The organism is Streptomyces sp. NPDC006332, assembly GCF_040612855.1.
Lineage (GTDB): Bacteria > Actinomycetota > Actinomycetes > Streptomycetales > Streptomycetaceae > Streptomyces.
This window is the reverse complement of sequence record NZ_JBEXRA010000041.1, coordinates 21480-45948: the sequence shown is the minus strand read 5'-3', so window position 1 is coordinate 45948 and position 24469 is coordinate 21480. Positions and strand designations below refer to the sequence as shown.

Annotated in this window: 23 protein-coding genes; 6 read left to right on the top strand and 17 right to left on the bottom strand. The window is 68.3% G+C overall.

The features are described 5' to 3' along the window. Nucleotides 1-67: 67 nt before the first annotated feature. From ABZ027_RS30360 to ABZ027_RS30350, 3 genes are all read right to left on the bottom strand, one after another. Nucleotides 68-595, bottom strand: a complete 528-nt coding sequence (locus ABZ027_RS30360; protein ID WP_356773791.1) for a nuclear transport factor 2 family protein — start codon at nucleotides 593-595, stop codon at nucleotides 68-70. Nucleotides 596-866: 271 nt separating this feature from the next. Then, nucleotides 867-1832 (bottom strand): helix-turn-helix domain-containing protein, encoded by a 966-nt coding sequence (locus ABZ027_RS30355; protein WP_356773790.1) that lies wholly within the window; start codon nucleotides 1830-1832, stop codon nucleotides 867-869. Nucleotides 1833-1923: 91 nt separating this feature from the next. After that, nucleotides 1924-2727 carry a maleylpyruvate isomerase N-terminal domain-containing protein gene (locus ABZ027_RS30350; RefSeq protein ID WP_356773789.1) on the bottom strand — a complete coding sequence of 268 codons (804 nt, stop codon included), beginning with the start codon at nucleotides 2725-2727 and terminating at the stop codon, nucleotides 1924-1926. Between the two features lie 104 nt (nucleotides 2728-2831). Between ABZ027_RS30350 and ABZ027_RS30345 the strand changes: the two genes are divergently transcribed. Then, on the top strand, nucleotides 2832-3497 hold the full coding sequence (locus tag ABZ027_RS30345; RefSeq protein WP_356773788.1) for a TetR family transcriptional regulator: 666 nt from the start codon (nucleotides 2832-2834) through the stop codon (nucleotides 3495-3497). Between the two features lie 151 nt (nucleotides 3498-3648). On the opposite strand, the gene ABZ027_RS30340 is transcribed toward ABZ027_RS30345, so the two are convergent. The 4 genes from ABZ027_RS30340 to ABZ027_RS30325 form a co-directional block, all read right to left on the bottom strand. After that, nucleotides 3649-5748: an MMPL family transporter gene (locus tag ABZ027_RS30340; protein WP_356773787.1), complete on the bottom strand. Its 2100-nt coding sequence runs from the start codon at nucleotides 5746-5748 to the stop codon at nucleotides 3649-3651. A 213-nt stretch (nucleotides 5749-5961) separates the two neighbouring features. Next, entirely contained in the window at nucleotides 5962-6630 is a 669-nt protein-coding gene (locus ABZ027_RS30335; protein WP_356773786.1) for a response regulator transcription factor, read from the bottom strand. After that, nucleotides 6627-7817 (bottom strand): histidine kinase, encoded by a 1191-nt coding sequence (locus tag ABZ027_RS30330; protein WP_356773785.1) that lies wholly within the window; start codon nucleotides 7815-7817, stop codon nucleotides 6627-6629. The genes ABZ027_RS30335 and ABZ027_RS30330 overlap by 4 nt, the downstream gene beginning before the upstream one ends. Nucleotides 7818-7912: 95 nt before the next feature. Further along, on the bottom strand, nucleotides 7913-8374 hold the full coding sequence (locus ABZ027_RS30325) for a MarR family transcriptional regulator (RefSeq protein WP_356773784.1): 462 nt from the start codon (nucleotides 8372-8374) through the stop codon (nucleotides 7913-7915). Nucleotides 8375-8582: 208 nt separating this feature from the next. Between ABZ027_RS30325 and ABZ027_RS30320 the strand changes: the two genes are divergently transcribed. Both ABZ027_RS30320 and ABZ027_RS30315 read left to right on the top strand, forming a co-directional pair. Then, a complete protein-coding gene (locus ABZ027_RS30320) occupies nucleotides 8583-9485 on the top strand; it encodes an SDR family NAD(P)-dependent oxidoreductase (protein ID WP_356773783.1) in 903 nt (300 codons plus the stop codon). 79 nt (nucleotides 9486-9564) lie between these two features. Then, the gene (locus ABZ027_RS30315) at nucleotides 9565-10836 is read left to right on the top strand and encodes a metallophosphoesterase (RefSeq protein WP_356773782.1); all 1272 of its coding nucleotides are present in this window, start codon (nucleotides 9565-9567) and stop codon (nucleotides 10834-10836) included. Between the two features lie 31 nt (nucleotides 10837-10867). Here the strand turns inward: ABZ027_RS30315 and ABZ027_RS30310 are convergent, their stop codons facing one another. From ABZ027_RS30310 to ABZ027_RS30285, 6 genes are all read right to left on the bottom strand, one after another. Then, nucleotides 10868-11479, bottom strand: coding sequence for a hypothetical protein (locus ABZ027_RS30310; protein ID WP_356773781.1), 612 nt, complete (start codon nucleotides 11477-11479; stop codon nucleotides 10868-10870). A gap of 72 nt (nucleotides 11480-11551) precedes the next feature. Then, complete coding sequence (locus tag ABZ027_RS30305) at nucleotides 11552-13687, bottom strand: xanthine dehydrogenase family protein molybdopterin-binding subunit (protein ID WP_356773780.1); 2136 nt, start codon at nucleotides 13685-13687, stop codon at nucleotides 11552-11554. Beyond that, on the bottom strand, nucleotides 13684-14679 hold the full coding sequence (locus tag ABZ027_RS30300) for a xanthine dehydrogenase family protein subunit M (protein WP_356773779.1): 996 nt from the start codon (nucleotides 14677-14679) through the stop codon (nucleotides 13684-13686). The genes ABZ027_RS30305 and ABZ027_RS30300 overlap by 4 nt, the downstream gene beginning before the upstream one ends. Beyond that, the gene (locus ABZ027_RS30295) at nucleotides 14676-15242 is read right to left on the bottom strand and encodes a 2Fe-2S iron-sulfur cluster-binding protein (RefSeq protein WP_356773778.1); all 567 of its coding nucleotides are present in this window, start codon (nucleotides 15240-15242) and stop codon (nucleotides 14676-14678) included. The genes ABZ027_RS30300 and ABZ027_RS30295 overlap by 4 nt, the downstream gene beginning before the upstream one ends. Nucleotides 15243-15439: 197 nt before the next feature. Continuing rightward, nucleotides 15440-15970 carry an FMN-binding protein gene (locus ABZ027_RS30290; RefSeq protein ID WP_356773777.1) on the bottom strand — a complete coding sequence of 177 codons (531 nt, stop codon included), beginning with the start codon at nucleotides 15968-15970 and terminating at the stop codon, nucleotides 15440-15442. A gap of 7 nt (nucleotides 15971-15977) precedes the next feature. Beyond that, the gene (locus ABZ027_RS30285; protein WP_356773776.1) at nucleotides 15978-17330 is read right to left on the bottom strand and encodes a ferredoxin reductase family protein; all 1353 of its coding nucleotides are present in this window, start codon (nucleotides 17328-17330) and stop codon (nucleotides 15978-15980) included. Nucleotides 17331-17861: 531 nt separating this feature from the next. On the opposite strand from ABZ027_RS30285, the gene ABZ027_RS30280 reads away from it, so the two are divergent. Continuing rightward, nucleotides 17862-18620 carry a dienelactone hydrolase family protein gene (locus ABZ027_RS30280; RefSeq protein WP_356773775.1) on the top strand — a complete coding sequence of 253 codons (759 nt, stop codon included), beginning with the start codon at nucleotides 17862-17864 and terminating at the stop codon, nucleotides 18618-18620. A 162-nt stretch (nucleotides 18621-18782) separates the two neighbouring features. Here ABZ027_RS30280 and ABZ027_RS30275 read toward each other — a convergent pair whose 3' ends face one another. Together ABZ027_RS30275 and ABZ027_RS30270 are read right to left on the bottom strand one after the other, a co-directional pair. Then, nucleotides 18783-19529 (bottom strand): SDR family oxidoreductase, encoded by a 747-nt coding sequence (locus ABZ027_RS30275; RefSeq protein WP_356773774.1) that lies wholly within the window; start codon nucleotides 19527-19529, stop codon nucleotides 18783-18785. A gap of 120 nt (nucleotides 19530-19649) precedes the next feature. Beyond that, nucleotides 19650-20921 carry an amidohydrolase family protein gene (locus ABZ027_RS30270; RefSeq protein WP_356773773.1) on the bottom strand — a complete coding sequence of 424 codons (1272 nt, stop codon included), beginning with the start codon at nucleotides 20919-20921 and terminating at the stop codon, nucleotides 19650-19652. Nucleotides 20922-21297: 376 nt separating this feature from the next. On the opposite strand from ABZ027_RS30270, the gene ABZ027_RS30265 reads away from it, so the two are divergent. Beyond that, complete coding sequence (locus ABZ027_RS30265) at nucleotides 21298-21924, top strand: SDR family oxidoreductase (protein ID WP_356773772.1); 627 nt, start codon at nucleotides 21298-21300, stop codon at nucleotides 21922-21924. 65 nt (nucleotides 21925-21989) lie between these two features. Next, on the top strand, nucleotides 21990-22862 hold the full coding sequence (locus tag ABZ027_RS30260; protein ID WP_356773771.1) for an aldo/keto reductase: 873 nt from the start codon (nucleotides 21990-21992) through the stop codon (nucleotides 22860-22862). A gap of 45 nt (nucleotides 22863-22907) precedes the next feature. Here the strand turns inward: ABZ027_RS30260 and ABZ027_RS30255 are convergent, their stop codons facing one another. Next, a complete protein-coding gene (locus tag ABZ027_RS30255; RefSeq protein ID WP_356773770.1) occupies nucleotides 22908-23534 on the bottom strand; it encodes an NAD(P)H-binding protein in 627 nt (208 codons plus the stop codon). Between the two features lie 117 nt (nucleotides 23535-23651). Further along, on the bottom strand, nucleotides 23652-24233 hold the full coding sequence (locus tag ABZ027_RS30250; protein WP_356773769.1) for a TetR/AcrR family transcriptional regulator: 582 nt from the start codon (nucleotides 24231-24233) through the stop codon (nucleotides 23652-23654). Nucleotides 24234-24469 lie beyond the last annotated feature (236 nt).

The following is a 24469-nucleotide window of genomic DNA, read 5'->3' as shown; positions in this document are numbered from 1 at the left end:
TGTCGCCGAGGCGCGGCCGTCGGCGAGATGCCTGCCTTTTGCCTGGACAGGTGTTGGATGTGCGCGGCTAGGCAGTCGCGTCGCCGCGAAGCGCGGGCTCGGTGGTGAAGTAGGAGCTGAGGCGCGTGTGGTTGGAACGGTAGTTGCCGACGAACTCGGCGATACGCCAGCCGTGCGGGGTCCGACGGCAGGTACCCTGCCCCAGCACCCCCGAGACCTCGAAGCCGCCGTCCGGCCAGGCGTTGGTCTGCGTCCCGGACATCATCACTTGCGCGCAGTCCCCGTCAAGGTCCACCACGACGTTGGTCCACTGGTGCTGGCCCGTGATGCCCGCCTGCTCACGCCAGTTGGTCTTCTTGCTGAGTCCGGTGTTCTGCCCCTGGTCCCAGTTGACGAAGACCGGAACGCCGTCGATATGGGTCGCAAGGCTGCAGTCGGACGTGATCATCGATGGCACCGCGTCCCAGTCCCAGCGGTCGATGTGTGCGTGGAACCGCAGGACGAGCTCGGTCACTTCGGCGCGGTCGAGGAATGCGGAGAACCGTTGCCGCAGGTCGTCCGCAGGAAGTTGGCTGACGATGTCGGAGGTGGTCACCGGTGTGCTCCTTCCGGGCAGTGGTGTACGCACCTGGCGTGGGAGTGCGGCGCGGGCCTCGCCCGGCCCAACGGTGGGCGGGACCACCGCCGCCAGGGGAACGGGCTGTCTGGCGGAGCGGACCGTCGGGAACGCACACGCTCATGACTCTTCGGGCTCCATGGCCATCACGAGCCATGTGAAATCCAGCCTCGGTCCACGCTAGTGCGTAGTTAGCCTACAAACGACTAATGGCGGATGCAAGGGGGCCGCGGCTTGGACCGGGTTCGCTTCAGGAGCCGGCGCGCGGCGTCTTGCGGCGAGTCGGCGTCTGCTGGCCGTTCGTGTCGCCCCCGCGACGAGTCCCGGCCGGCCGCAGCGGTTCGCGCGACGGTTCGACGGCGAAGGCCGACTGGTTCAGGCGCTGCAGCAGGGCCGCCGCGCGCCCCGGGGTCCGGAAGCGCTGTACCTCGGGATCGGTGGTGAGCACCTCCCGCGCCTCCCGCTCGACTCCCAGCTTGGCCAGTACGAGTTGCATGCTGAGTTCGTACCGGACGAGTTCGGTCGCGACCAGCACGATCGCGGGATCGTCCGCGAACACCCCCCATGCCTCGTCCTCGACCAGGCCGCCGATGACGACTTGCTCGTTGTCCATTCCGACGATCAGCAGACGGCAGCCCAGACTGGTAAGCGCTTCCTCGTCGTTGGTGGTGCGGTGCAGCACGGTGTAGCCGACCTGCTCTTCCGGTTCGATCAGGCTCGAGTACACCGTTTCGATCCGGACGCCGTTGTCGGCCGCACGGCGCAGCAGCGGCAGAAGTTCCTCGTACTCGGTCGGCCAGGAGAACAGGAGGATGCTCTGCTGCGCGGCGCCGATCAGGTCCTCACAACGTTCGATCAGTTGCTTGCGGCCGCTCAGCGGATGCGTCAGGTGCGTCGTCTGCTGCGTGGTCACGTGGCGCAGCGAGCGTTCGAGGCTGTCGAGCGAGTCTTCGGTCTCCCGGCGAATCCTGCTCAGGAGCATGGTTGGCGGCATGGGCACATAGGCCGTCGCACCGCCCTCCCCCTTGACCTCGTACGCCGCGTTTCTGGCCTTGAGCTTGCCGAGGATCTCGTACACCGTGCTCCGGGGGACTCCGGAGCGCTTGGCCACCTCGTAACCGTTGAGCGCCTCACCGGCGGAGATGAGCGCGAGGTACGCCTTGGCCTCGTACCCGGACATACCTACGAACTGGAGCTGCGCAATGAGATCGTCCACCCCAGCATGGTAGTCGTTGGTGAACGCACGTCCAGGGACCACCGAAGGCCACGCGCTCACAGGGAACCGCGCCACGAGCGGTCACCGCGCGTCAGCGCAGCCAGTAACCGGGAAAGACGGTTCGGAGAACGTTGAGATCAGCGGCGCCGGCCGACACCACCCCGGCGGGGGAATTCCAGGGTGTGAGTCGGCCGGCGACCAGCCGCACCCATGCCTCTGCGGGCAGGGTGAGTATGCCGTCGGGCTGTTCAGGCACGTCGAAGTCCACGCTGATGGGCACCTGAAGACGTAGCGCGAACGTGGACGAGGGATCCGTCGTAATGACCTTGATCACCGCCTGCAGCCCCTTCAATTGTTCTGCCTCGCTGATCCAGGGAAGCAGGCCCGGCTTTCCGTGCATCAGCACCGCCGTGGCCTCCGCGGCAAGTGTGGCGTACGGGTCGAAGGCGACGCGCACATCCCATGAGTGCACGGCGAACTCGCTCAGCCGCAGGCGCGCCGTGCTCGCCACCACGTCGAACGGTTCGGACAGGAAGTCCAGATTCATGCGCAGACGTTCGCGAGCGTCGGCGTCCAGCAACTCGTACAGCGCGACGAGAAACTCGTTCGCCCTCAGGAACGAACGTGCTCGCGCCTGCCGGGACATGGCGTTCCACCTGTCCCACACCGCGAAGCCGAAGTCGTTGCCGAGGGTCACGTCACTGTCGAGGGCGGTCTGGATGAGGGCTGTTGCGATCTCGGCGCCGCCGCCCAGGCGGCCGAGAACTTGTGAGACGTCCCAACCGGGCACACCCGAGGGTCGCGACAGATCGGCCTCGTCGAACCCTTGGACCACGGCGGCAAGGTTGTCATGCCCGACACGCAGGGCGTTGATGACCGCGTCGACGTCGCTCACTTCTCTGCGCTCCGCTCGCTCAACCGTCCCCAAACTAACAGAACATCGTTCTCTTAACAAGGGGTCTGCTGTTCTGTTAACGCGGTTCGTGGGATGATGCACGCATGTCCGAGTTTCTGCGCGCCAGGCGGCCGGAGCACAAGGAGCAGCGGCGTCAGGCCATCCTCTCGGCGGCGCGCCGGCTCGCCACCGACTCCGGAGTCCACAACGTCACCCTCAGCGGTGTCGCGGCCGCAGTGGGACTGGCCAAGTCCAACATGAGCCGCTACTTCGGTACGCGGGAGGAGATGTACCTTGAGCTGGCGTCCGAGTGCTGGCGCGACTGGCGCGAGGCCGTGACCGAACGGCTCTCGAGCGGTGACGACGTCGTCACCGCACTGGCCGAGACGCTGCAGGCACGGCCCATGTTCTGCGACCTGCTCGGTCACACGTGGACGAGTCTGGAACACAACGTCTCCGTACCTGCGGCGCGCGATCACAAGCGCACCATGATCGCCGTTATGGACGAGCTCGGCACGGCGGTGGCCGCGGCCGACCTGCGCCTGAGCGAGAACGAGGCTCGCGAGCTCGTGACGGCCGCGACAGGGCTTGCCGGTGCTGTGTACGCGGCGGCCAATCCGCCCCCCACCCTCGCCGAGGCGTACGAGCAGAACCCGGAACTCGCCGCGGCGCAGCTGTCGTTCCTGCCGACCATGCAGCGGCTGCTCGGCGCGGTCGCCGCCGGGCTGCCGGCCCTGCGGCCGCAGACCGCGCGCAGCGCGACGAGTTGATCGCGAAACCCCGGTACGCATCGCCGCCCCCTCCCAGCTTGGGCACATCCGCCGAAGTACGGCCTGTCGCTGACGGCCAAGCAGGCACGGCGTTCGTGCCCCACCCCGCGGCGAACGGAGCAGGGCACGAACGGCTCAACGACATCGGGGATCAACGAGCAATCGGCTCGGGTTCCCGGCTCTCCTCGACCTTCTCCGCGGGCCCTTCGACGGACAGGTGCGGAAGGCGCTTGTCGAGCCAGGCGGGAATCCACCAGTTGGCCCTGCCGAGCAGGTACATCGTGGCCGGAACCAGGACCGTCCGCAGGACGAACGCGTCGATCGCCACGGCGGCGGCCAGGCCGATCCCGAACTCGGCGACGATCCGCTGGCCCCCGAACGAGAACGCGATGAACACGCAGAACATGATGGTCGCCGCGGCGGTGATCACGCGCCCGGTCTCGGCGATGCCCACTGACACGGCCCGCTTGTTGTCGCGGCTGTGGATCCATTCCTCGTGCATACGGCTGACGAGGAACACCTGATAGTCCATCGACAGGCCGAACAGGACCGAGAGCATGATGACCGGCAGAAACGCTTCGACAGGTCCGGCGGCGCCCCAACCGAGCCGTTCCGAGCCCCAGCCGTACTGGAAGAACGCGACGATCACGCCGAAGGAGGCGGCGGTGGCGAGGATGTTCATGACGGCGGCGACGACCGGCACCATCAGGCTGCGGAACGCGAGGAGCAGCAACACGCAGCCGAGCGCGACGATGACCGTGAGGAACAACGGGAGCTTGCCCGTCAGTACGTCGGCGAAGTCGTCGAAGATCGCGGTCTGGCCGCCCACGTAGACCTGGAGCGTGGTGCCCTTCTCGGCCTGCGGGATCACGTCGTCGCGGAGGTGGTTGATCAGATCCGCGGTATCCGCGGACTGCGGCGACGTCTTCGGGTAGACCTGGACGATGCCGATCTTGGCGCCCGGCTTGGCCGGCAGCGTCGTGACCGCGGCGACGCCCTTGTCGTCGGAGACCTGTGTGGCCAGGGTCTCCAGGGCCTGCCGATCGGGCGCTGCGGGCGTCTCCGCGACGAGTTGGAGCGGGCCGTTGAAGCCGGGGCCGAAGCCCTCGGCCAGCATGTCGTACGCCTTGCGGGTGGTGGTGTCCGCTGGGTCGTTACCGGCGTCGGAGGAGCCCAGCCGCAGCGAGAGCACCGGCAGGGCGAGCACGGTGACCACCGCCAGGGAGATCACCGAAAGGATCACTCGGCGCCGTTCGGCGATCACGGCCCAGCGAGCCCACATGCCGGGCCGGTTCTCGGGGAGGTCGGTCTGCGCGCGGCGTTCGCGACGGCTCAGCACCCGCTTGCCGATGAAGCCGAGCAGCGCGGGCAGCAGGGTGACCGCGGAGAGGACGGTGAAGAAGACTGCGGTCGCCGAAGCCACGGCCATACCGTTGAGGAAGTCCACGCCGAGCACGAACAGGCCGAACAGGGCGACAACGACGGTGCCGCCCGCGAACAGCACCGCGCGGCCGGAGGTGTCGATGGCCTTGATGACCGAGGCCTCGATCTCCATGCCGTTCTTCATGTTCGACCGGTGCCGCGTGACGATGAACAGCGCGTAGTCGATGCCGACACCGAGACCGATCAGCGCGCCGAGGATGGGACCGACGTCGCCGATGTTCATGACATGGGTGAGCAGGGTGACGGTCATGAGGCCGACGCCGACTCCGGCGATCGCGGTGGCGATCGGCAGCAGCATCGCGAACAGCGAGCCGAACGCCACGAACAATACGATCGCGGCGGCGACGACGCCGACGAGTTCGCTGAGGCTCTGCCCGGAGTCCTGCACCTGGCTGATCGGGTCGCCGCCGAGCTCCACCTTCAGGCCGTCACCACGGGCCTTCTCGGCCGTGTCGACGAACTTCTCGAGGTCGGCCTTCTCCAGGTCCATGCTCTGCTTGGTGAAGTTCACCGCTGCGTAGGCGATGTGCCCGTCTTTGCTGATCTGCTTCGCGCCCTGCTCGCTGTACGGGCTGGTGATCGCGGCCACTTCCGGGATCTTGGCGAGCTGATCGAGAGTGGTGGTCATCCGGTCCTTGACGGCGGTGTCGCGGACGCTGCCTTGCGACTCCCACGCGACGGTCGCAGTGGCGCCGGACTGAGCGGGCATCGTTTCCTGCAGCAGTTCGAGCGCCTTGGACGACTCGGTACCGGGGAGGGAGAAACTGTCGCTGGCCTTGGTGCCGGCGGCGGTTGAGGCGATGCCCACACCGCCAAGCACGGCTACCCAAAGCAGCACGACGAGGAGCCGGTGCCGATAGCACCAGCGGGCAAGGGCGGACAAGAGGAACTCCTGACGAGCGAGGCCGAACAAATCGTGCTTTCCAATCTCGCGCGCCCGCGTCCGCCAATTGTCCCTCTGGCGGACGGTATCGGCCGTACCGCGATCGCAGTACCGCCGTACGCCCTAGGGATAAACGGCCTACGCGGCAGGGGGCGAACCCGGCCGGACGAGGCCGGTCTCGTAGGCGAGCATGACGAGCTGCGCCCGGTCGTGCGCCTTGAGCTTGGCCTGTGTCCGGTTCACGTGCGTCTTGGCGGTGTACGGGCTGATCCCCAGCCCTCGGGCGATCTCGTCGTTGCCGAGCCCGGCCGCCACCAGCATGAGAACTTCGCGCTCCCGCCCGGTGAGGACCGCGAGGCGCTCGGTGGCCGCGTCCGCGTCCTGCAGGGGCCCGCGCAGGAACCGGGCGATCAGCGCCCGCGTCGCGCCAGGGGACAGCAACTGCTCGCCCCTGGCCACCAGACGGATCGCCTGCTGCAGTTCATTCGGGTCCACGCCCTTGCCGAGGAACCCGCTGGCCCCGCTGCGCAGAGCGGTGAACACGTATTCGTCGACTTCGAACGTGGTCAGCACCAGGACGCGGACGTGCGGCAGCGCGGAGGTGATTCTACGAGTGGCGGTGAGGCCGTCCGAGCCGGGCATCCGGATGTCCATCAGTACGACGTCCGCCTCGGCGGCGAGCCGGACGGCCTCGTGTCCGTCGGACGCCTCGCCCACCACCTCCATGTCGGGCGTGGCGTTCACCAGCACCTTGAAGCCGGCCCTGACCAGTTCCTGGTCGTCGGCGAGCACGATCTTGATCGTCATGTTCCTGTTCCCTTGTGCGGCAGGAGGACACAGACCTCGAACCGGCCCTCCGTCATCTGTGTCGCGAACGTGCCGCCGACGGCGTGTGCGCGTTCACGCATCCCGAGCAGTCCATGTCCGCCCTCCCCGAGTTCCAGCGAACCCGGACGGGAGGACCGCGGCCGCGGTCCGGGGTCAGTCGGGTTGCGCATGGTGATCCGCAGTGCGGACGGCAGGAAGTCGAGCTCCAGCTCGGCATGCGGGCGGGACGCGTGCCTGCTTGCGTTTGTCAGGCCCTCCTGGACAACCCGGTACGCGGTGAGGCCCACAGCCGCGGGCAGGTCGACGGGCGTTCCGGCGACCTTCTGATCGACGATGAGGCCGGCGGATGTGAAGTCCGCGATCAGGTCGGGCAGGGAGTCCAGTCCGGGGGACGGCTCCACGACCGCCTCGTCCGGGGCGGCGTCCGGCTGACGGAGCAGCCCGAGCGTGGTGCGGACCTCCTCCAGTGAGGACCGGGCGGCCCGCCGGATGTGCGCAAGGGACTCCCTGGCCTGTCGGGGTTCCGTCTCCATCACGTGCTCCACCACCGCCGCCTGCACGTTGATGAGCGCGATGTGGTGGGCCAGGACGTCGTGAAGCTCGCGAGCGATCCGCAGCCGCTCGTCGATGACCCGGCGGCGAGCTTCCTCCTCCCGCGTCCGCTCCGCCCGCCGCGCCCGCTCCTCGACCGCGGCGACGTAGGCACGCCGGTTACGGACCGCCATCCCGGCCGCCGCGGCCGACGCGCTCAGCGCGATCAGAGCGACGCTCTCCGGGCCCATCCATCCGCGATGGCCGAACACCACACTCACCCCGGTCAGCAGCGCCGCGACGACGCCGACCTCCAACAGCGCCTCGCGCCGGGGCCGATGCAGAGCGCAGGCGTACATCGCGACCATCGTGGCGGGCATCAGCGGGCTCTTGGATGCGCTGGATGCCAGGTAGACCGCCGTTCCAGAGGCGGTCACGAGGAGCACCGCCGGCGGCCAGCGCCGTCGGAAGACCAGCGAGGCACAGGTGACTGCCCCGAGGAACGCCCCTCCTGCGGTCAACGGCCGACCACTGCCGTCCATGACCGGGACCAGCATCGAGATCCCGTACACCGCAGCAGCAAGGAGCACGTCCATGGTCAGCGGATGCTTGCGCCAGGATGACAGTGAACTCAACGCGACTCACCTCCCAGGTGATCTCCCTCGTCGACTGTGTCCGGCCTGACCTGCGAGGCCGGACACAGTCGACGAACTGCCATTCGGGGTCGGGGTCAGTCCTGCGGGTGGGAGGGTGTCTCGATTCCGCGTGCGCGCAGGGAGTCGCCGACCTTTGTCAGCAGTCGGAGCAGTTCGGCCCGTTCTTCGGGTGTGAAGTCGTCGAAGAGTGCCGCGGCAGCCGCATGCGAGGGGGCGAGTTCCTGCTGCGCCACCCGCGTGCCCGCCTCGGTGAGCTCGACCAGCTTGATCCGACGGTCGTGCGGATGGCTGACCCGACGGACCAGGCCCTCTTTCTCCAGTCCGTCCACCAGGACGGTCATGTTGCGGGGGGACATGCCCAGAGACTCGCCGAGTTCGCTCATGCCGGCTGGTTCGTTCTTGAGGGTCAGGCCCAGGAGCAGGGTGGCGCGGGGCACCGTCATCCCGCCGTCACCGGCGGGCATGTTCATCTGCATCCATTGCCTCAGGCCCTTGCGCAGGCCCGCGAACCCGGCGAGCAGTTGGTGGCCCGTCACGGGCGAAGTGGTCCCGCCCGGCCCGTGCGAGCGGTTGGCCGATCTCGACACCTCAGTCCTTATCAATTGACAATATCTGAAGGGTTATATTAACAATGTTCTCAGAGGTGACGCCGTGCCCGCAACCGGCGGTGAGCGGTCACCCGCGGGCCGCGATCGAGACTGCGGCGACAGCCCTCCCCCATTGATCAGGACGGGACAACCAGCCATGGACGAAGTGACACCGCAGCGTGTTGTCGTCATGACCGGCGCCACAGCCGGGCTCGGCGCCCATGCGGTGCAGTGCATCGCCGCCCACCCGGACACCAGGGTAATCATCGGTGCCCGTGGAAGCGGAAGGGTGCCGCGCGGCGCGGAGGTCATACCCCTCGACCTCGCCTCGCTCGCCAGTGTCCGCGCATTCGCCGACGCGGTGACACGGCAGCTGGGGGATGCTCGCATCGACATCCTCATCCTCAACGCCGGCAGGCAGGCCGTCGGTGGGGACCAACAGAGCGCGGACGGCTTTGAGTTGACCTTCGCGGTCAACCATCTGGCTCACTATCTGCTGGCCCGGCTCCTGATGCCGCGCATGGCCGACCATGGCCGCCTGGTGATCACCACGAGCGACACCCATGATCCCAAGATCACCCCGATCGGGCCCAAGACCCTTGAGCCGCAGGAGCTGGCGCACCCGAGCAAGGGTATCGGCGTGCGCGCCTATTCGTCGTCCAAGCTCTGCAACATGCTCACCGCGCTGTCCTTCGCGTCGCTGGACGAGGTCGAGGCCCGCGACATCTCTGTGGTCGCCTTCAATCCCGGTCTAACCGGTGGCACCTCGCTCGGCCGTGAGGCCTCGCGTGCCAGGCGCGTACTCCTCACGGTTCTGATGCGCACGGTCTTCCGCGTCGCCGGCTTCTTCAAGCCCGAATACGTCATGGGCACAGCCGAACGCTCCGGCGAAATGCTGGCCGAGGTCGCTCTCGGGACCGTCACCCCGCCCCCCGGCCGCACCTACGTATCCCTGGTCAAGGGTGATCCGACCTTCCCCGACCCCTCGGAACTGGCGCGGAGCCGAGACGCTCAGGACCTCCTGTGGCGCGAGAGCGCGGCCATGGTCGGTCTCGCGTAGGCAACGCCCGCCGGGGACCCGCGCGGAACACCGTGGCGTCGCACGCAAGACGTCAAACATCTGAGAGGGCTGCTACACCGTGGGAATCGTCTTCGTCCTGGTCATCCCGGTGGTCGTGGGGGTGCTGGGCGGTCTGCACTGGTACGTGTGGCGCCGAACCGTCCGGGAGGCGAGCGTACCCGGCACGATGTGGCGGCGGCTCGGGACCACGGTGTTCGTGGCGGGGCCCGTGTTCATGGTGACGGCCTTCCTCGGCTCGTGGATCGGCCTGCCGTTCCCGCTGGTCCGGGTCCTCTCATGGCCCGCCTACCTGTGGGTCGCTGTCGCCCTCTACCTTCTCCTCGGTGTCCTCGCCGGCGAGGGAATCCGACCCGCACTGACATGGTGGCTGCGGCGCCGGGCCGCGCGGACGTCGACCGGTACGCCGGCGCCGGTCCCCGAACCGTTCGCGGTTGCCGACGACGAGCCCGCTCCGGCGCCCGTCCCCCAGTCCGCGACCGACACCGGCGGCGAAGCGCCCGCGGACCTGTCCCGGCGGATGTTCGCGGCGCGGTTGGTCGGCGGGGCGTCGGCCGCTGTGGCGGTCGGCACGGTCGGATACGGAACGTACGGGGTGCTGCGCGGACCGCGGGTGAAGCGGGTGCAGGTGCCGCTGGCGAAGCTGCCCAGATCCGCGCACGGCTTCCGGATCGCGGTGGTCAGCGACGTCCATCTGGGACCGGTTCTGGGGCGGGGTTTCGCCGAGAAGGTCGTGTCGACCGTGAACGCGACCCAGCCGGACCTGATCGCCGTGGTCGGCGACCTGGTGGACGGGTCGGTGGAAGACCTGGGGAATGCGGTCGAACCGATCGGCGGGTTGCGGGCGCGCCACGGTACGTACTTCGTGACAGGCAACCACGAATACATCTCCGGCGCCCAGCAGTGGACCGAGCATGTCCAGGAACTGGGGCTGACGCTGCTGGCGAACCAGCGGATGGAACTTCCGGCCTTCGATCTCGCCGGAGTGAACGACGTGACCGGTGAGAACCACGGCGACGGACCCGACCTCACGGCCGCGCTGAAAGGCCGTGACCCGTCGCGGACATCGGTCCTGCTGGCACACCAGCCGGTCTTCGTGGACGAGGCCGTGCGGCAGGGAGTGGACCTGCAGCTGTCGGGGCACACCCACGGCGGTCAGCTATGGCCGATGAACTACGTCGCCGAGCTGGCCAACCCGACGGTGGCGGGCCTGGAACGGTACGGCGACACGCAACTGTACGTGTCCCGGGGTGCCGGCGCGTGGGGCCCGCCGACCCGCGTCGGTGCCCCTTCGGACGTGACAGTTGTGGAACTGGTCTCGGGCCAGGCCTGAACCCAGGGTCCGGCTGCAGGGCCACGCGTTGTCAGTTCCATCCGGAGACCATGTGAACTCCCGCGAGCGCCACGACCAGCCCTGCGCCCAGGGACACCGCCAGCAGCGACGCCCGTCCGGCACGCCACGAGATCACCTCTCCGTCGCGCCCCGGGCGCTGACGCAGGTCGGCGCCGATGAGGCGCGGCAGGCGCCACACATAAGCGAGGACATGCACGGTCATGACGGCGAGCCAGGCGAGGAAGCTCGCTCTGTGCAGCATGAGCACGGAATCCGAACCACTGCCGCCGGGCCCGAGCAGGCCCAGTGCCACCCCTGTGCCCAGGACTGTGACGCTGGTGATCACGACGAGTGGGGCGAGCACGCGCAACAAGGGTGCCGGCGGCCCCTTGCGACGGTATGGGGACGATCCCGTGTAGTAGCGATAGAACCGGTAGCCGGTCGAACCGATCTTGAGGCAGACCGGACCGATCAGCAGCAGCCCCACGAAGAAGTGCAGCGTGAGCAGCTGCCCGAGCAAAGGGATGGTGACACCCTCGACGGCGAACAGGACCAGCAGTACCGCACCGGTCGCGGCGGTCAGCCGCTCGTTCCCCTCGGGGCCGCCCGGCGCCGCGGCCTGCCGACCATTCCTGGTGTCCAAAGGTGTCTCACCTCTGAGTCGGCGGGGTTTCATAGTTGCCCTCGAGTCTGGCGGCTCAACTCTCTGGTCTCTTCACGCACGTTGTGTTGCCAGAAGAATGCGGTCGGGCCGGATCGGCAGGTGACGGTGACGCACTCCCGTCGCGTGCCAGACGGCATTGGCGATCGCCGCGGCGGCTCCCACGTTGCCGATCTCACCGAGGCCCTTGATCCCCACGGGGTCGTCCGGGTCCGGGTCGTCCACCCAGTCCGCCTCTATGGCGGGTACGTCGGCGTGCGAGGAGATGTGGTATCCGGCGAGGTCCGCACCGACCAGGCCACCCGTGGCGGCGTCCATGGCCGCCTCCTCGTGCAGGGCCATGGACAGGCCCCAGGTCATACCGCCGATGAACTGGCTGCGGGCGGTGAGCGGATTGACGATGCGGCCGGTCGCGAAGATGCCGAGCATGCGTCGCACGCGCACCTCACCCGTGGCGGGGTCCACAGCGACTTCGGCGAACTGCGCTCCGAAAGCATGCCGTTCCTTCGGCTGCTGGTGGAGAGCTCCGACCCCCGCGAGACTGTTGGCGCGCGCCGTGATGCCCTCTGGTGGAATGGTCGCGTCCGAAGCCAGCCGCTCCCGGAGTTCCCCCACCGCGATCCTGACGGCCCAGGCCCAGGAACGCGTTCCCATCGAAGCCGCTCCCACCATCGCCGGCCCGAAGTCACTGTCGCCGATATGGACGCGGACACACTCCGGGGCCACCTCCAGCGCGTCGGCGGCGACGAGGGTGAGCGCGGTGCGGGCCCCGGTTCCGATGTCCGACGCCGCGATCCGCACGGTGAAGGTTCCGTCCGGGTGTGCCGTCACCGCGGCCGAGGACGGCGCGACCCCTGCTGGGTAGGTGGCCGCCGCCGTGCCGGTCCCAAGCAGCCAGCGCCCTTCGCGGCGCACACCGGGACGGGGGTCCCTCTCGGCCCAGCCGAACCTGCGGGCTCCCTCACGGAAGCAGGCGACAAGGTTACGGCTGCTGAAGGGCAGTCCGGAGAGCGGCCCCTGCTCGGGTTCGTTGCGCAGGCGCAGTTCGATCGGGTCGATGCCGCATTTCTCGGCGAGTTCGTCCATCGCGCATTCCAGCGCGAACGACCCCGGTGCTTCTCCCGGTGCGCGCATGAAGGAGGGGGTCGGTACGTCCAGGCGCACTGCCAGGTTGACCGTGTGGTGTGCGTCGGCGTCGTACATCACCCGGGTCATCATGGTGCCCGCTTCGACGAACTCGTACGTGGTCGAGGTCAGGCACAAAGAGCGGTGCTCCAGCGCCCGTAGCTTGCCCTCGGTGTCCGCCCCGAGCCGGATCCGCTGGATCGTGGGGCTGCGGTAGCCCGTCAGGGAGAACATCTGGCGACGGGTCAGCACCACGCGGACCGGCCGGCTCAGCATGCGCGCGGCCATCACGGCGGCCACATGGTGCGCACGGACGTCCGCCTTGCTGCCGAACGCGCCTCCCACATGCTCGGTCCGCACCCGGACGGAGGCAGGGTCGAGTGAGAAGAGTTTGGAGAGGTGCTCGGCGATGAAGGGGCTGCCCTGGTTCGAGTCGAGGACTTCGAGGCGGTCCTCGTCCCAGTGGGCCGTGACCACGTGGGGCTCCATCGCGGTGTGGTGCTCCTGGGGAGTGGTGTATTCGGCGTCGAGGACGACGGCGGACGCCGCCAGTTCGGCGTCGAGGTCCCCCTTCTCCTCCTGCGCCGGCCGCAGGGGGCCGACCAGTGGGTAGACGTCCGGGCGGTCGTAGGAGAAGGCGACGTCGTGCGGGTCCTCCTCGTATGTCACCGTGAGCACCTCGGCGGCCTCACGTGCCTGCTCGGGTGTCTCGGCGACCACCAGTGCCACCGGCCACCCCAGGTAGGGCACCCGGTCGTGCTGGAAGAGACCGACGGTCGAGTCGGGCGGGGCTCCGAGCAGCGGGATGATGAAGCCGGCGTCCACCGGAAGGGCGTTGCCGTGATGCAGGACCGCGAGCACACCGGACATGCCGAGGACATGAGCCGTATCGACAGAGCGGATCCGGCCTCGTGCGATGGTGGACAGCACCAGCCAGCCGTGGACGAGGCCAGGGAAGGGAACCTCCCCGGCGTAACGAGCGGCACCGGTGACCTTGTCACGGCCCTCCACTCGGACGTGCGGGAGTCCGACGGCCTTTCCCTGGACCTCTGTTGTCGTGCTCATCGGGCGATCTCCTGGGCCAGTTCGGTCAGCACGACCACTACGAGGTTGTGCATCAGTCGCACCTTGTAGGCGTTGTGCGCCAGCGGCGTGGCGGCCGCGAGCTCGGCGTCTGCGGCCGCAGCGAAACTCACCGCGTCGGCCGGCGACCCGGTCAGCGTCTCCTCGGCGACGCGAGCGCGCCACGGTCGGGAGGCGACCGCTCCGAACGCCAGACGCGCATCCGTCACGACACCGTCCTGGACGTTGAGCGCGGCGGCGATCGAGCCGATCGCGAAGGCGTACGAGGCCCGCTCGCGCACCTTGCGGTAGCGGGAGTGGGCGGCGACCTGGGCGGCAGGCAGGGTCACACCGGTGATCAGAGCGCCCGGCGGCAGTGCGGTTTCCCGCTGCGGGGTGTCGCGCACCGGGAGATAGAAGTCGGCGAGCGGCAACTCACCGGGGCCGTCGGCCGCCTCGTACGACACGACGGCATCGAAGGCGGTCAGGGCCACGGCCATGTCGGAGGGATGGGTGGCCACGCACTGCTGGGAGGCGCCCAGGATAGCGTGGTTGTGGTGCTCGCCCTCGATGGCGGGACAGCCGCTGCCGGGGACGCGCTTGTTGCAGGGCTTGGTCACGTCGGTGAAGTAGCCGCAGCGGGTGCGCTGGAGTAGGTTGCCGCCGACGGTGGCCATGTTGCGCAGCTGTCCGGAGGCTCCGGCCAACACGGCCTGCGCCAGTGCCGGGTAGCGCCGCCGGACTTCCTCGTGGGCGGCGAGGTCGCTGTTGGTGACGGTCGCCCCGATGCGCAGGCCACCGTCGTCGTCGGTCAACTCGATACGATTCAGCGGAAGTTCACGTACGTCGACGAGCCGCGCGGGCCGCTCGACGCCCGTCTTCATCAGGTCGACGAGGTTGGTGCCACCGCCCAGGAACCGTGCCTCCGGATCGGCGTCGAGCAGCGCCACCGCACCGGCGACATCTGCCGCCTTCTGATACCCGAACTCCCTCATGCCGCCGCGACCTCCTCGGTCCCGCTCTGCTCCGCGGTTGTCGCCGCGGCCTGGCCGACGGCTTCGACGATGGCCACGTACGCGCCGCAGCGGCACAGGTTGCCGCTCATCCGCTCCCGGATCTCCTCCGGGCTCAGTGGCACCGGCTCCGCCTCGGGCCGCACGTCGCCGCTGACGGCGCTGGGCCAGCCCGCCGCGTGCTCCTCGATCACCGCGACGGCCGAACAGATCTGCCCAGGGGTGCAGTAGCCGCACTGGTAGCCGTCCAGGTCGAGGAACGCCTGCTGCACCGGGTGCAGTCGGCCGTCCTTGGCCAGACCCTCGATCGTCGTGATCTCACGGTCCTCTGCGGCCACCGCCAGTTGGAGGCAGGACACGGCCCGGCGGCCGTCGAGCAGGACGGTGCAAGCGCCGCACTGCCCCTGGTCACAGCCCTTCTTGGTGCCGGTCAGTTCGAGTCGCTCACGCAGTGCGTCCAGCAGGGTCGTGCGATGGTCCACGGTCAACGTGCACTTCTCGCCGTTGATGATCAGGGTGACGGTACCGGACGTCACTGGGGCCATGATCAGCCTCCCCTTTCCATGCGGATGCGGTCGAATCCGAGCGTGATCACCCGGCTGCATGCCTGACGGTGTGCTCGGCTCATTCATCCGCGGTCAAGTTATCCGAACGCTGTCCTCTTAACAAGAAGACAGTGTTCACTTAAATCGAGTGAGTGACACGGGGCAGCGAGACGACGTCAGCGCAGGTGGGCGCCTGTTCAGCCCTTCGTTGAGTCCAGAGCCGACTGAAGTGACTGCGCGTAGCCCTGGCTCGTGTACGTAGCCCCGGTCACCACATCAATGTTCGCGCTCTGCGCTTTGAGTGCTTCCTGGTTCAGCTGCGGGACGGCGAACTCATTGAGCTGCTCCTCCAGAGCGTTGGCCTTCGGATACGTCACAGCCTCAGCTTTGGTGATCTTGCCGTCCTTGAGGGAGATACGGACCTGCACCGGGCCGAATATCGTCTCGGCCGGGTCACCGGTGACAGTCTTCGTGACCGTCGAGGTCGATCCGCCGCCTGGACTCTTGCGCGGACTTGCCGTCCCCGAATCGCCGCCCGAGCCGCGGGAAGCACTTGGACCGACCGGCCCGGGCGCCGTGTGGCCACCGCCGGACGGGGCCGGCGCGGCCACCGTGATCCCGGGCGACGAGTGCGGCTTCAGCGACAGCACAAGCACCACTCCGGAGACGGTGGCGACACAGGCCAGGACGATCCGGCGCAGCGAGCTGTTCCTCTTCAACGGGTGCACGACTACCTCACAGTTCGAAAGACTCGTGGTGGATACGACGGTCCGGGATCCCCGCCGCGTGCAGCACCTCGTACATGTGCTCGGCAAAGCCGGACGGCCCGCACAGGTACACGTCGTGGTCGGCGAGTTCGGGCACCATGCCGTGCAGCGTGCCGGGGGTGAGCCGAGGCCGTGAGCCGTCCTCGCGGTTGAGGGCGTAGAGCACCTTGGCGCCGCGCCATCGGGCTATCGACTCCAGTTCAGCGCCGAGGGCCAGATCCTCGGCCGAGTGAGCCCGGTACAGCAGCGTCACCTCGCCCGGCAGCGTCTCGAAGAGGGCACGCAGCGGGGTGATGCCCACTCCGGCACCGATCAGCAGAGACCTGCCCGCGGCCTGGCGCCCGGCGGTGAACGAACCGTAGGGGCCCGCCGCCCACACCCGGGTGCCCGGCCGCAGACGCGACACCGACGTGCTGTGGTTGCCGAGCGCCTTGACCGTGATGCGCAGCTGCGCGCTGCGGGGTGGCGCGGACAACGAGTACGGCGTCGACGTCCACCACATGCCGCTGGTGAGGAACCGCCACCGGAAGAACTGCCCGGGCTCGGCACCCAGTTTTTCCAGGTGCCGACCCCGTACGACGACGGACCACACGCCCCGCGCCTCCTGGTGCACCGACTCGACCCTCAGCCGGTGACGCAGGTTGAGCCACACCGGGGTGAGGACCCGGAACCACACCACCAGCGCCAGGGCACTCAGGTACATGGCGAACCAGGCGCCCTTCGCGACCGAGTTCCCGGCGAGTTGGGCACCGAGCAGGATCTGGTGCCCGAAGGAGAGGAAGACCGCGCCGTACGTCAGCAGGTGCACGTAGTACCAGAACTCGTAACTGACACGGCGACGGACGGCGCGCGCCGAGAGGATCCCGACGGCGAACAGGACGCTCGTGCCCAAGGCGGCGGGCAGGACCCGGTCGGTGTGGAAGATGACGGTGTTCGCCTCGTCCAGGAAGGAGACGTGGGCCTGGGCGGCGTACCCGGCGATGATCAGCACTACGTGCGCGACCAGCAAGGAGATGGTGTACCGCCCGGCCATGGCGTGCCAGCGGGCCACCCGGTCCGAGCCGACCCGACGCTCGAGCAGGGGCACTCGGGCCATCAGGCCGACGAGCACCGCGCAGGCATAACCGCACAGCAGCCCCGCGATCCGTCCTGCCGCGGTCAGCCAGCCCGCAGCGCCTACCACCGATCCGGTGTCCTGCCACCACAGAGCGACCACCGCGGGCACACCGGCCCACAGCAAAACCAGCAACGGTGTCGCCGGGGAGCGGCGCGGCACAACAGGTGAGGAAGGAGGCGCCTGCTCGCGGTACATCGTGGTCATGATCTCTTCCTTTCGGACGCGGGCTCGACGCCGGAACGGGCAGGGCAGCTTCCGCAGCGGTCTAGGTCACCTTTGTTAATATAACTGAAGGGACATTAACAATTGATAATGAATCCTCAAGGGTGGACCCCGCGCTCCACCGGCAACGCTAGGAAACGAACGGGCCCATTCGGTCGACCCGTGGACTGAACCCCGGAGATGACGTCGTACCGCGGGAGGACGCCGACGTACGACTGCGGTCTGTGTGATCGGCCCCGCCCCAGTAGCCCGCAGACATCACCTTGCAAAGCGGACGGCTGTCCAGTACGGTCGGCGCGATCGGACGATCGCCCGTTTGAGGCCTGCATCGCCGCGTCAGGCGTCCATCAGGGCACGCCCGGAACTCCTTGACGCCGCTTTCGCCGCCCCGCGCACTCCGCACGACACCGTCAGGGCGAAGTGACGGGCCTCGCCGCTCCTGCCGCGCAGCCATTCGCGTTCAGCGGTGGCAGCGCCAGGACCAGGCTCCGCTCCCCATGAATGGAGAATCCCGTGACTGGAGTCCACTCGACGGCCCTCACGCTTGCCACCCAGGACGGCGTCGCCGACGCGTACCTGACGCGCCCCGACGACAACGCCCCGCACCCGTCCGTCCTCTTCTACACCGACATCATGGGCGTGCGTCCGAGTATGAAGAGGATGGCGGACCGACTGGCGTCGGCGGGCTACACGGTGCTGGCTCCCAACGTCTTCTACCGCAACGGCCCGGCACCCGTCGTGGAGATGCCCGAAGCCGTCACCGCGGACATCCTGTGGGACATCGTCGGCAAAGCGGCGCCGGTGGCGCAGGCGCTGCCTCCGACGGACGCCATGCGCGACGCCCTGGTCTGGCTCGACTGGCTGGAGTCCAGTGAGTTCACCACGGGCGGTCCGGCGGGAATCACGGGCTACTGCAACGGGGGCATGCTGTGCCTGCGTACGGCGGGGTCCTACCCGGACCGGGTCGCCGCCGCGGCCATCGTCCACGGCTCCCATCTGATCACCGACGCACCTGACAGCCCCCACCTGATGGCCGGCCACATCAAGGCTGAGGTGTTTTTCGCCAACGGCGACAAGGACACGGTCAATCCGCCCGAGGATGTCCGGCGCTTCAACGCGGTCCTCTCCGCGGCCGGTGTCCGCCACCGCAGCGAGATGTACGCGAACGCCCAGCACGGCTTCTCGGCGAGCGATCTCCTGCCTTTGTACGACAAGGCTGCGGACGAGCGCCACTGGGCGGGCCTGCTCGACCTGTTCGGCCGCACCCTCTGACAAGCACTGCTGGGTGTGCGGAAGCACTTCATCCGGCGAAGAACGTGCCGGGCCATGACCTCGCTTCCTTTCCTCAACGCCGTTCGACACGGAGCCCCGTCCCGCCAACAGTGCGGGAGGGGGCTCCGTGTCGAACGCGCGCCCGGGGCGGCTGAGTGAAGGTCAGCGGCGGGTGAGACCTCCGTCGACGGCGACGATTTGGCTGGTGATGAACGCCGCTTCGTCGGAGGCCAGGAACGCCACCGTGTTGGCGACGTCCTCCGGTGTCTGCTGCCTCTTCAGGGCCTGCTGCTGCATGTGATGCTCGAACACGTGCTCAGGAAGCCTGGAGAGTGTGAAAGGGGTCCGGACCACGCTGGGGGCCACGGCGTTGACGGTGATGTCGTACTTCGCGAGGTCGGCTGCCAGCGCATAGGTGAGCCCGTTGATGGCGCCCTTGGAGGAGAGGTACGAGATGAACGACGGAGTGTTTTCCCAGTAGGCCGTGGTCGTCATGTTGATGACCCGTCCGGCGCGGGAGTCCTTGAGCTGGTCGAGGAACACTTTGGCCGTCAGGAACGTGCCGCCGGCGTTCACTGAAACGATCTTGAGCCAGTTCCCGAAGGTCGCGTTGTCGAAGTCGACCAGTTCCACGAGTGCCGCGTTGCTGGAGACGATGTCGACCGAGCCCAGAGCGTCCCGCACCTGTGCGGCGAAGGCGTTCATCTGCCCCTCGTCGGAGACGTCGACCTGTGCGCCGAAGAACCGCTGCCCTGCTGCCTTGACGAGTTCCTTGGTCTCCTCCGCCGGGTTGATGTCGGCGACTGCGACATCGGCGCCCTCGGAGGCCAGTTTCTTCGCGATCGCCTGACCGATTCCGCTGGCACCTCCGGTTACCACGGCGATCCTGCCTGTCAACCGTCCGTTCATGCTGCAGCTCCTGGTGTGCGTGTTTCAGAGAGATGGCCCGGCCTTCGAAGAGAGGGCCTGTTGCCTGGCCGGACCGGCCTGCCCCGTCGGCCGACCGTCGGGCCGTTCCTGGGGCGGGTGTCAGTCGCCGCGGACGTGGGCCACCGTGGCCCGCAGGGCCTGGGCCGCCCGGGCGAGGTCTCCGCTGATCAGCCTGCCTCCGGATTTAACGATCCGTCCGGCGACGACAACCGTGTCCACGTTGTGGGGCTGAGCGGCGGTGACGACGGCCGCGATCGGGTCCCGCTCAGCGCCGAGGAGGTTGGGGTCGTCCAGTCGCAGCAGGATGACGTCGGCCTGCTTGCCGGGGCGCAGCGAGCCGGTCCGGTCGGCCAGCCCGAGGGCGGCGGCACCGTCAAGGGTGGCCATCCGCAGCACGTCCTTGACGCTCAGCCGCTCGGCGGCGTCGGTGACCTGGCTGACGATCAGCGCCGCCCGCATCAGGGAGAACATGTCGCCGGGCGTGGAGGTGACGGCGTCGACGCCCAGGCCGACGGTCACTCCGGCGCGCCGATAACGGCCGATGACGGGCCGGCCGATGCTCAGCATCGCCTCGGTGCCCGGCGTGACCGAGGCCTTGCCGCCCGAGTCGGCGATCAGCTTCAGCTCGCCGTCGTCGAGCGAATTGCCGTGCACATACAGGGCCTTGACGTCCAGCAGGCCCTGCTCCCGCAGGACGGAGACCGGATGCGTCGCGACGGGACCGGCGCTGACGTGGAACGTCACGGGCAGCCCCAGGCCGGCCGCCAGCCGCCAGTCTCCGGCCACCACCTCGGCCGGCGTGTAGGACGGCCCCAGCGGGGCGAGCGCCATGGTGACGAGCGCGTCGTCGTCCTCCAGCCGCTCGGCACGGATCCGGCGGACGTCGTCGTGGTCCCCGGCTCCGGCGAGCGGGAAGCCGTAGCCGAACACCGCGCGCAGTCCGGACGCCTGCAGGCCGTCGACGGCCGCGTCCGCGTGCTCGGGGGTGTGCAGCGCGTGCGAGAAGTCCATCAAGGTGGTGATGCCGGAGTCGAGGCTCTCCAGCGCACCGACCAGGGTCGCGGCGTGGATGTCCTGCGGCCGGAGCCGCGCACCGAGCTGCCCCATGACACCGAGGTATCCCATGAGGTCCATGTCCACGGCGGCGCTGCGCAGTGCCGCCTGCCACACGTGCCGGTGGGTGTCGACGAACCCGGGGAGCACGATCCGGTCGGTTGCGTCGATGACGGTGGCCCCCTCCGATGGCAGATCGGGGCCGACGGCAGCGATCCGGCCGCCCTCGATCAGGACGTCCGTGGCACGGTGGACGACCGGCTCGGGCTCGGTGTCGATGACGTGGCCGTTACGGAGCAGAAGGCGGGTGTCGGTCATGTTGTTGCCAATCTCTTCCACGCGAAATGGGCCGAGAGTCCGCAATGAGCCGTGTACCTCGACCGGACGGGCGCAAAAAAAGGGGGGTCTGCCGACGCCGTTGACAGGGCACCGGTCTCGCCGCAAACGGTGTCCCGGCGGAGCTGAGCGGACTGCTATCCGCTTGACTCCCGCACCGTAGTGGACAGGTGTCCGCTTGGCAAGCGATCCGCGTACCGCATCCCGCGGACACCGCCCCCGATTGCCAACCGGACTGCTGTCCGTTACGCTGGCAAGACAGGTGGACAACTGTCCGCTTAGCTCGCGCTCCACCACCAGCGTCACCGGTAGCGGGCCTCAGCACCCGCACACGTGACCACACGAAAGGGTCCCAGCCATGAATCTGCTCATCCTCGGTGCGACCGGCCCCACCGGCCGACACGTTGTCGACCTGGCTCTTGAGGGCGGCGACACGGTCACTGTCCTGGCCCGCAGGCCGGAGGCACTCGACGACCTGGCAGGCCGGGTCAATGTCGTCACCGGCGACGCGACCTCGCACGACGATGTGGCAAAGGCCATGATCGGGCAGGACGCCGTCATCTCGGCGCTCGGCAGGAGCACATCCGTGCGCGCCGACGACCTGTTCACCCGTGCCGCCACGGCCGTGATCGGAGCCGCCAAGGAGACAGGGGTGCCTCGCCTGATATGGCTGTCGTCGTTCGGCGTGGGTGACACCTTCAAGTCGGCGAGCGCCGCGCAGAAGGTCATGTACCGCACGTTCCTGCGGAACATCTACGCGAACAAGGAGGAGTCCGAGAAGGCGATCCGCTCCAGCGGCCTGGACTGGACACTGGTCTACCCGACCATGCTGACCAAGAACCCGGCCAAGGGCACCTACCTCGTCGGTGACCGCCTCCCGATGAAGGGCAACCCGTCGATCAGCCGTGCGGACGTCGCCGACTTCATGTACAAGGCGGCCCACAGCCCCGAGTGGATCCACCGGGACGCCGTGATCACTGACTGACGACGAACCGAACCTCCATACCTCCCACCACTGCTGTGTGCGGCCGCCTCCTGAACGGACCGACAATGGGCCCCACTCCCCCCACCTCTCGCACCTTCCTCCTCGGGGACGACCTGACGGTCAACCGCATCGGCTTCGGCGCCATGCGGCTGTCCGCCAACGGTTTCACCGGCCCGGCCCGCGATCCGGAATCCGGTCGCGCCGTCCTGCGCCGCGCTGTCGAACTCGGCGTCAACCACATCGACACCGCGTCGTTCTACCGCAGCCATGACGGCTCCGTCAGCGCCAACGCCCTGATCCGCGAGGCTCTGTACCCCTACCCGGCCGGCATGGTGCTCGCCACCAAGGTCGGCCCCTGGGACACCCCCGAGGGCGGTCTGCAGCAGACCACCGACCCCGCCGCCCTGCGCCCGATGGTCGAGGCGAACCTCGAAGCCCTCGGCGTCGACCGTCTCGACCTCGTCCACCTGCGGGTCGGCACGATGGAACCGCCCCACGGCGAGTCCATCGCCGCCCAGTTCGAAACACTCGCCGCGATGCGGGACGAGGGCCTGATCCGCCACCTCGGCCTCAGTAACGTCGACACCGCCCACCTCGCCGAGGCCCGCGCGATCGCACCCGTCGCCGCCGTGCAGAACCATTACCACGCCGGAAAGCGCGACGACGCCGAAATCCTGGCGGCCTGCGAGGAAACCGGCACCGCCTTCGTGCCATTCTTCCCGCTGGGAGGCGGCAGGGACGACCTCACGGCCGACCGCACGGCAAAGGTCGCCGAACGGCACGGCGCCACGGCCCGCCAGATAGCCCTGGCCTGGCTGCTGGCCTCTTCCTCCGTCACCCTTGCCATCCCCGGCACGGGATCTCCCACCCACCTGGAGGAGAACATGGCCGCCGGCTCGATCGCCCTTACACCGGAGGACCTGTCCGACCTCGCGTGATGCGAGAGCCACCCGGCGCCCGCAGGCTGGCCGCCTTCAGGATCTTCAGTTTGTGATCGCTGCGTCGCGGCCGATCCACTCGCTGCCTTGTGCCGCCTGGTGCCTAAAGGCGGCGACATCGGCGCGGCTGATCATCCGGGCGCCCTTCATCCTGATCCGGTCGTCGACGCGGTACGTGCCCTTGGCCGGCCGATTGGTCAGCCCGGTTGGGAAAACCAGCGTCCAGTCCAGGCCACTGTCACGGATGCGATCGTCCGCGATCTTCTTGTCCGCATAGACCGCCGAAGCAACGTGCCGTACATGGTCTTCTGCGCAACGGTCGCCCAGTCGAAGGTCTCTCCCACGCCGAAGGACGACATCCACACCAGACGGGAAAACACCCTGCTGCTTTGCCGCGCCGATCACGGCGGCCGACGCACGGCTGAAGAGGCCGTCAGGGTTCAGCGACCTGCCCTGGCCGAGCGCGGAGATGATGACGTCCCGACCGAGCGCGGCTGCCGCGACATCGCGCTGGGAAGTGGCGTCCCCCATGACTACGGTGATCCGGTCCGCCAGGTCGCCGAGTGCCGCTGGGTTGCGCGCGAGGGCTGTGACCGTGTCACCGGGCCTCAGGGCGAGGTCGACCAGTTGGCGACCGGTGGGACCGGTCGCGCCGAGGACAAGCAGATTCATGGCGGAGAATCCGCCCGGCGCGACACCGAGAGGCGGACAGGCGTCCAAAAAGTTATCGGACACCTGTCCACTTCACAGCCCCGCCCCGCCCCCGCCCAAGAGTCGACCCCCGGACCATCAGCCCCGTTCAGACGCCCCCGCGCGCAGCCCATCCATGATGAGATCCAACAGACGGGCAGTCTGCGCCTGCCAGTCCCCACGGGAGTCGATCTGCCAGACACCGGCGATGGCCAGGATGAAGTCGTCAGCGGTCAGCCCCGGACGAATGGTGCCGATTTCATGATTGGCGGCGAGCAGCGCTTCGATCGCCTCGACCACCAACGCATATCCCGGCTGGGCAGGGCTGGCCGACGTCCCGATGATCTGTCGCATCGCGTCCGACAAACCTGCCTTGGCGACGGCGAAGCGGGCGAGTTGGTCCATCCATTCGCGCAGGGCCTGGTCCGGCGGCCGGGTCTTGAGCAGTTCCGTCGCCGCCTCGGTGAGCAGCTTCACTTCGTGACGGTAGACCTCGAGGACGAGTGCTTCACGATTGGGGAAGTTGCGGTAGAACGTGCCCTGCCCGACCCCCGCCTTCTTGGCGATCAGACTCAGCGGGACATCCTGGTCGGTCGACAACTCGGCCAACGCCACCTCCAGGATCCGTTCCCGATTGCGCTGTGCGTCCGAGCGCTGAGGCCCGCCGTTTCTGGAGTCCACTTCCCCTCCTTCAGGGCTGATACCTGCAACCCTTGCTAACCGAATAGCCGTCCGCTACGTTTCTGGCTTAGCGGACACCAGTCCGCTTATGTCCACCATAGCGCGCTCCTCCGCATGCATTGTCGCGGGATGCCCATCAGGTCGCGCTGCCTGCCACTCCTCGTCGCGCTCGCCGGCGCAGTCCGGCATGCCCTGGCGTAGCCCGACGCCCGCCCGTACTGATCGCGTCCTGTCCA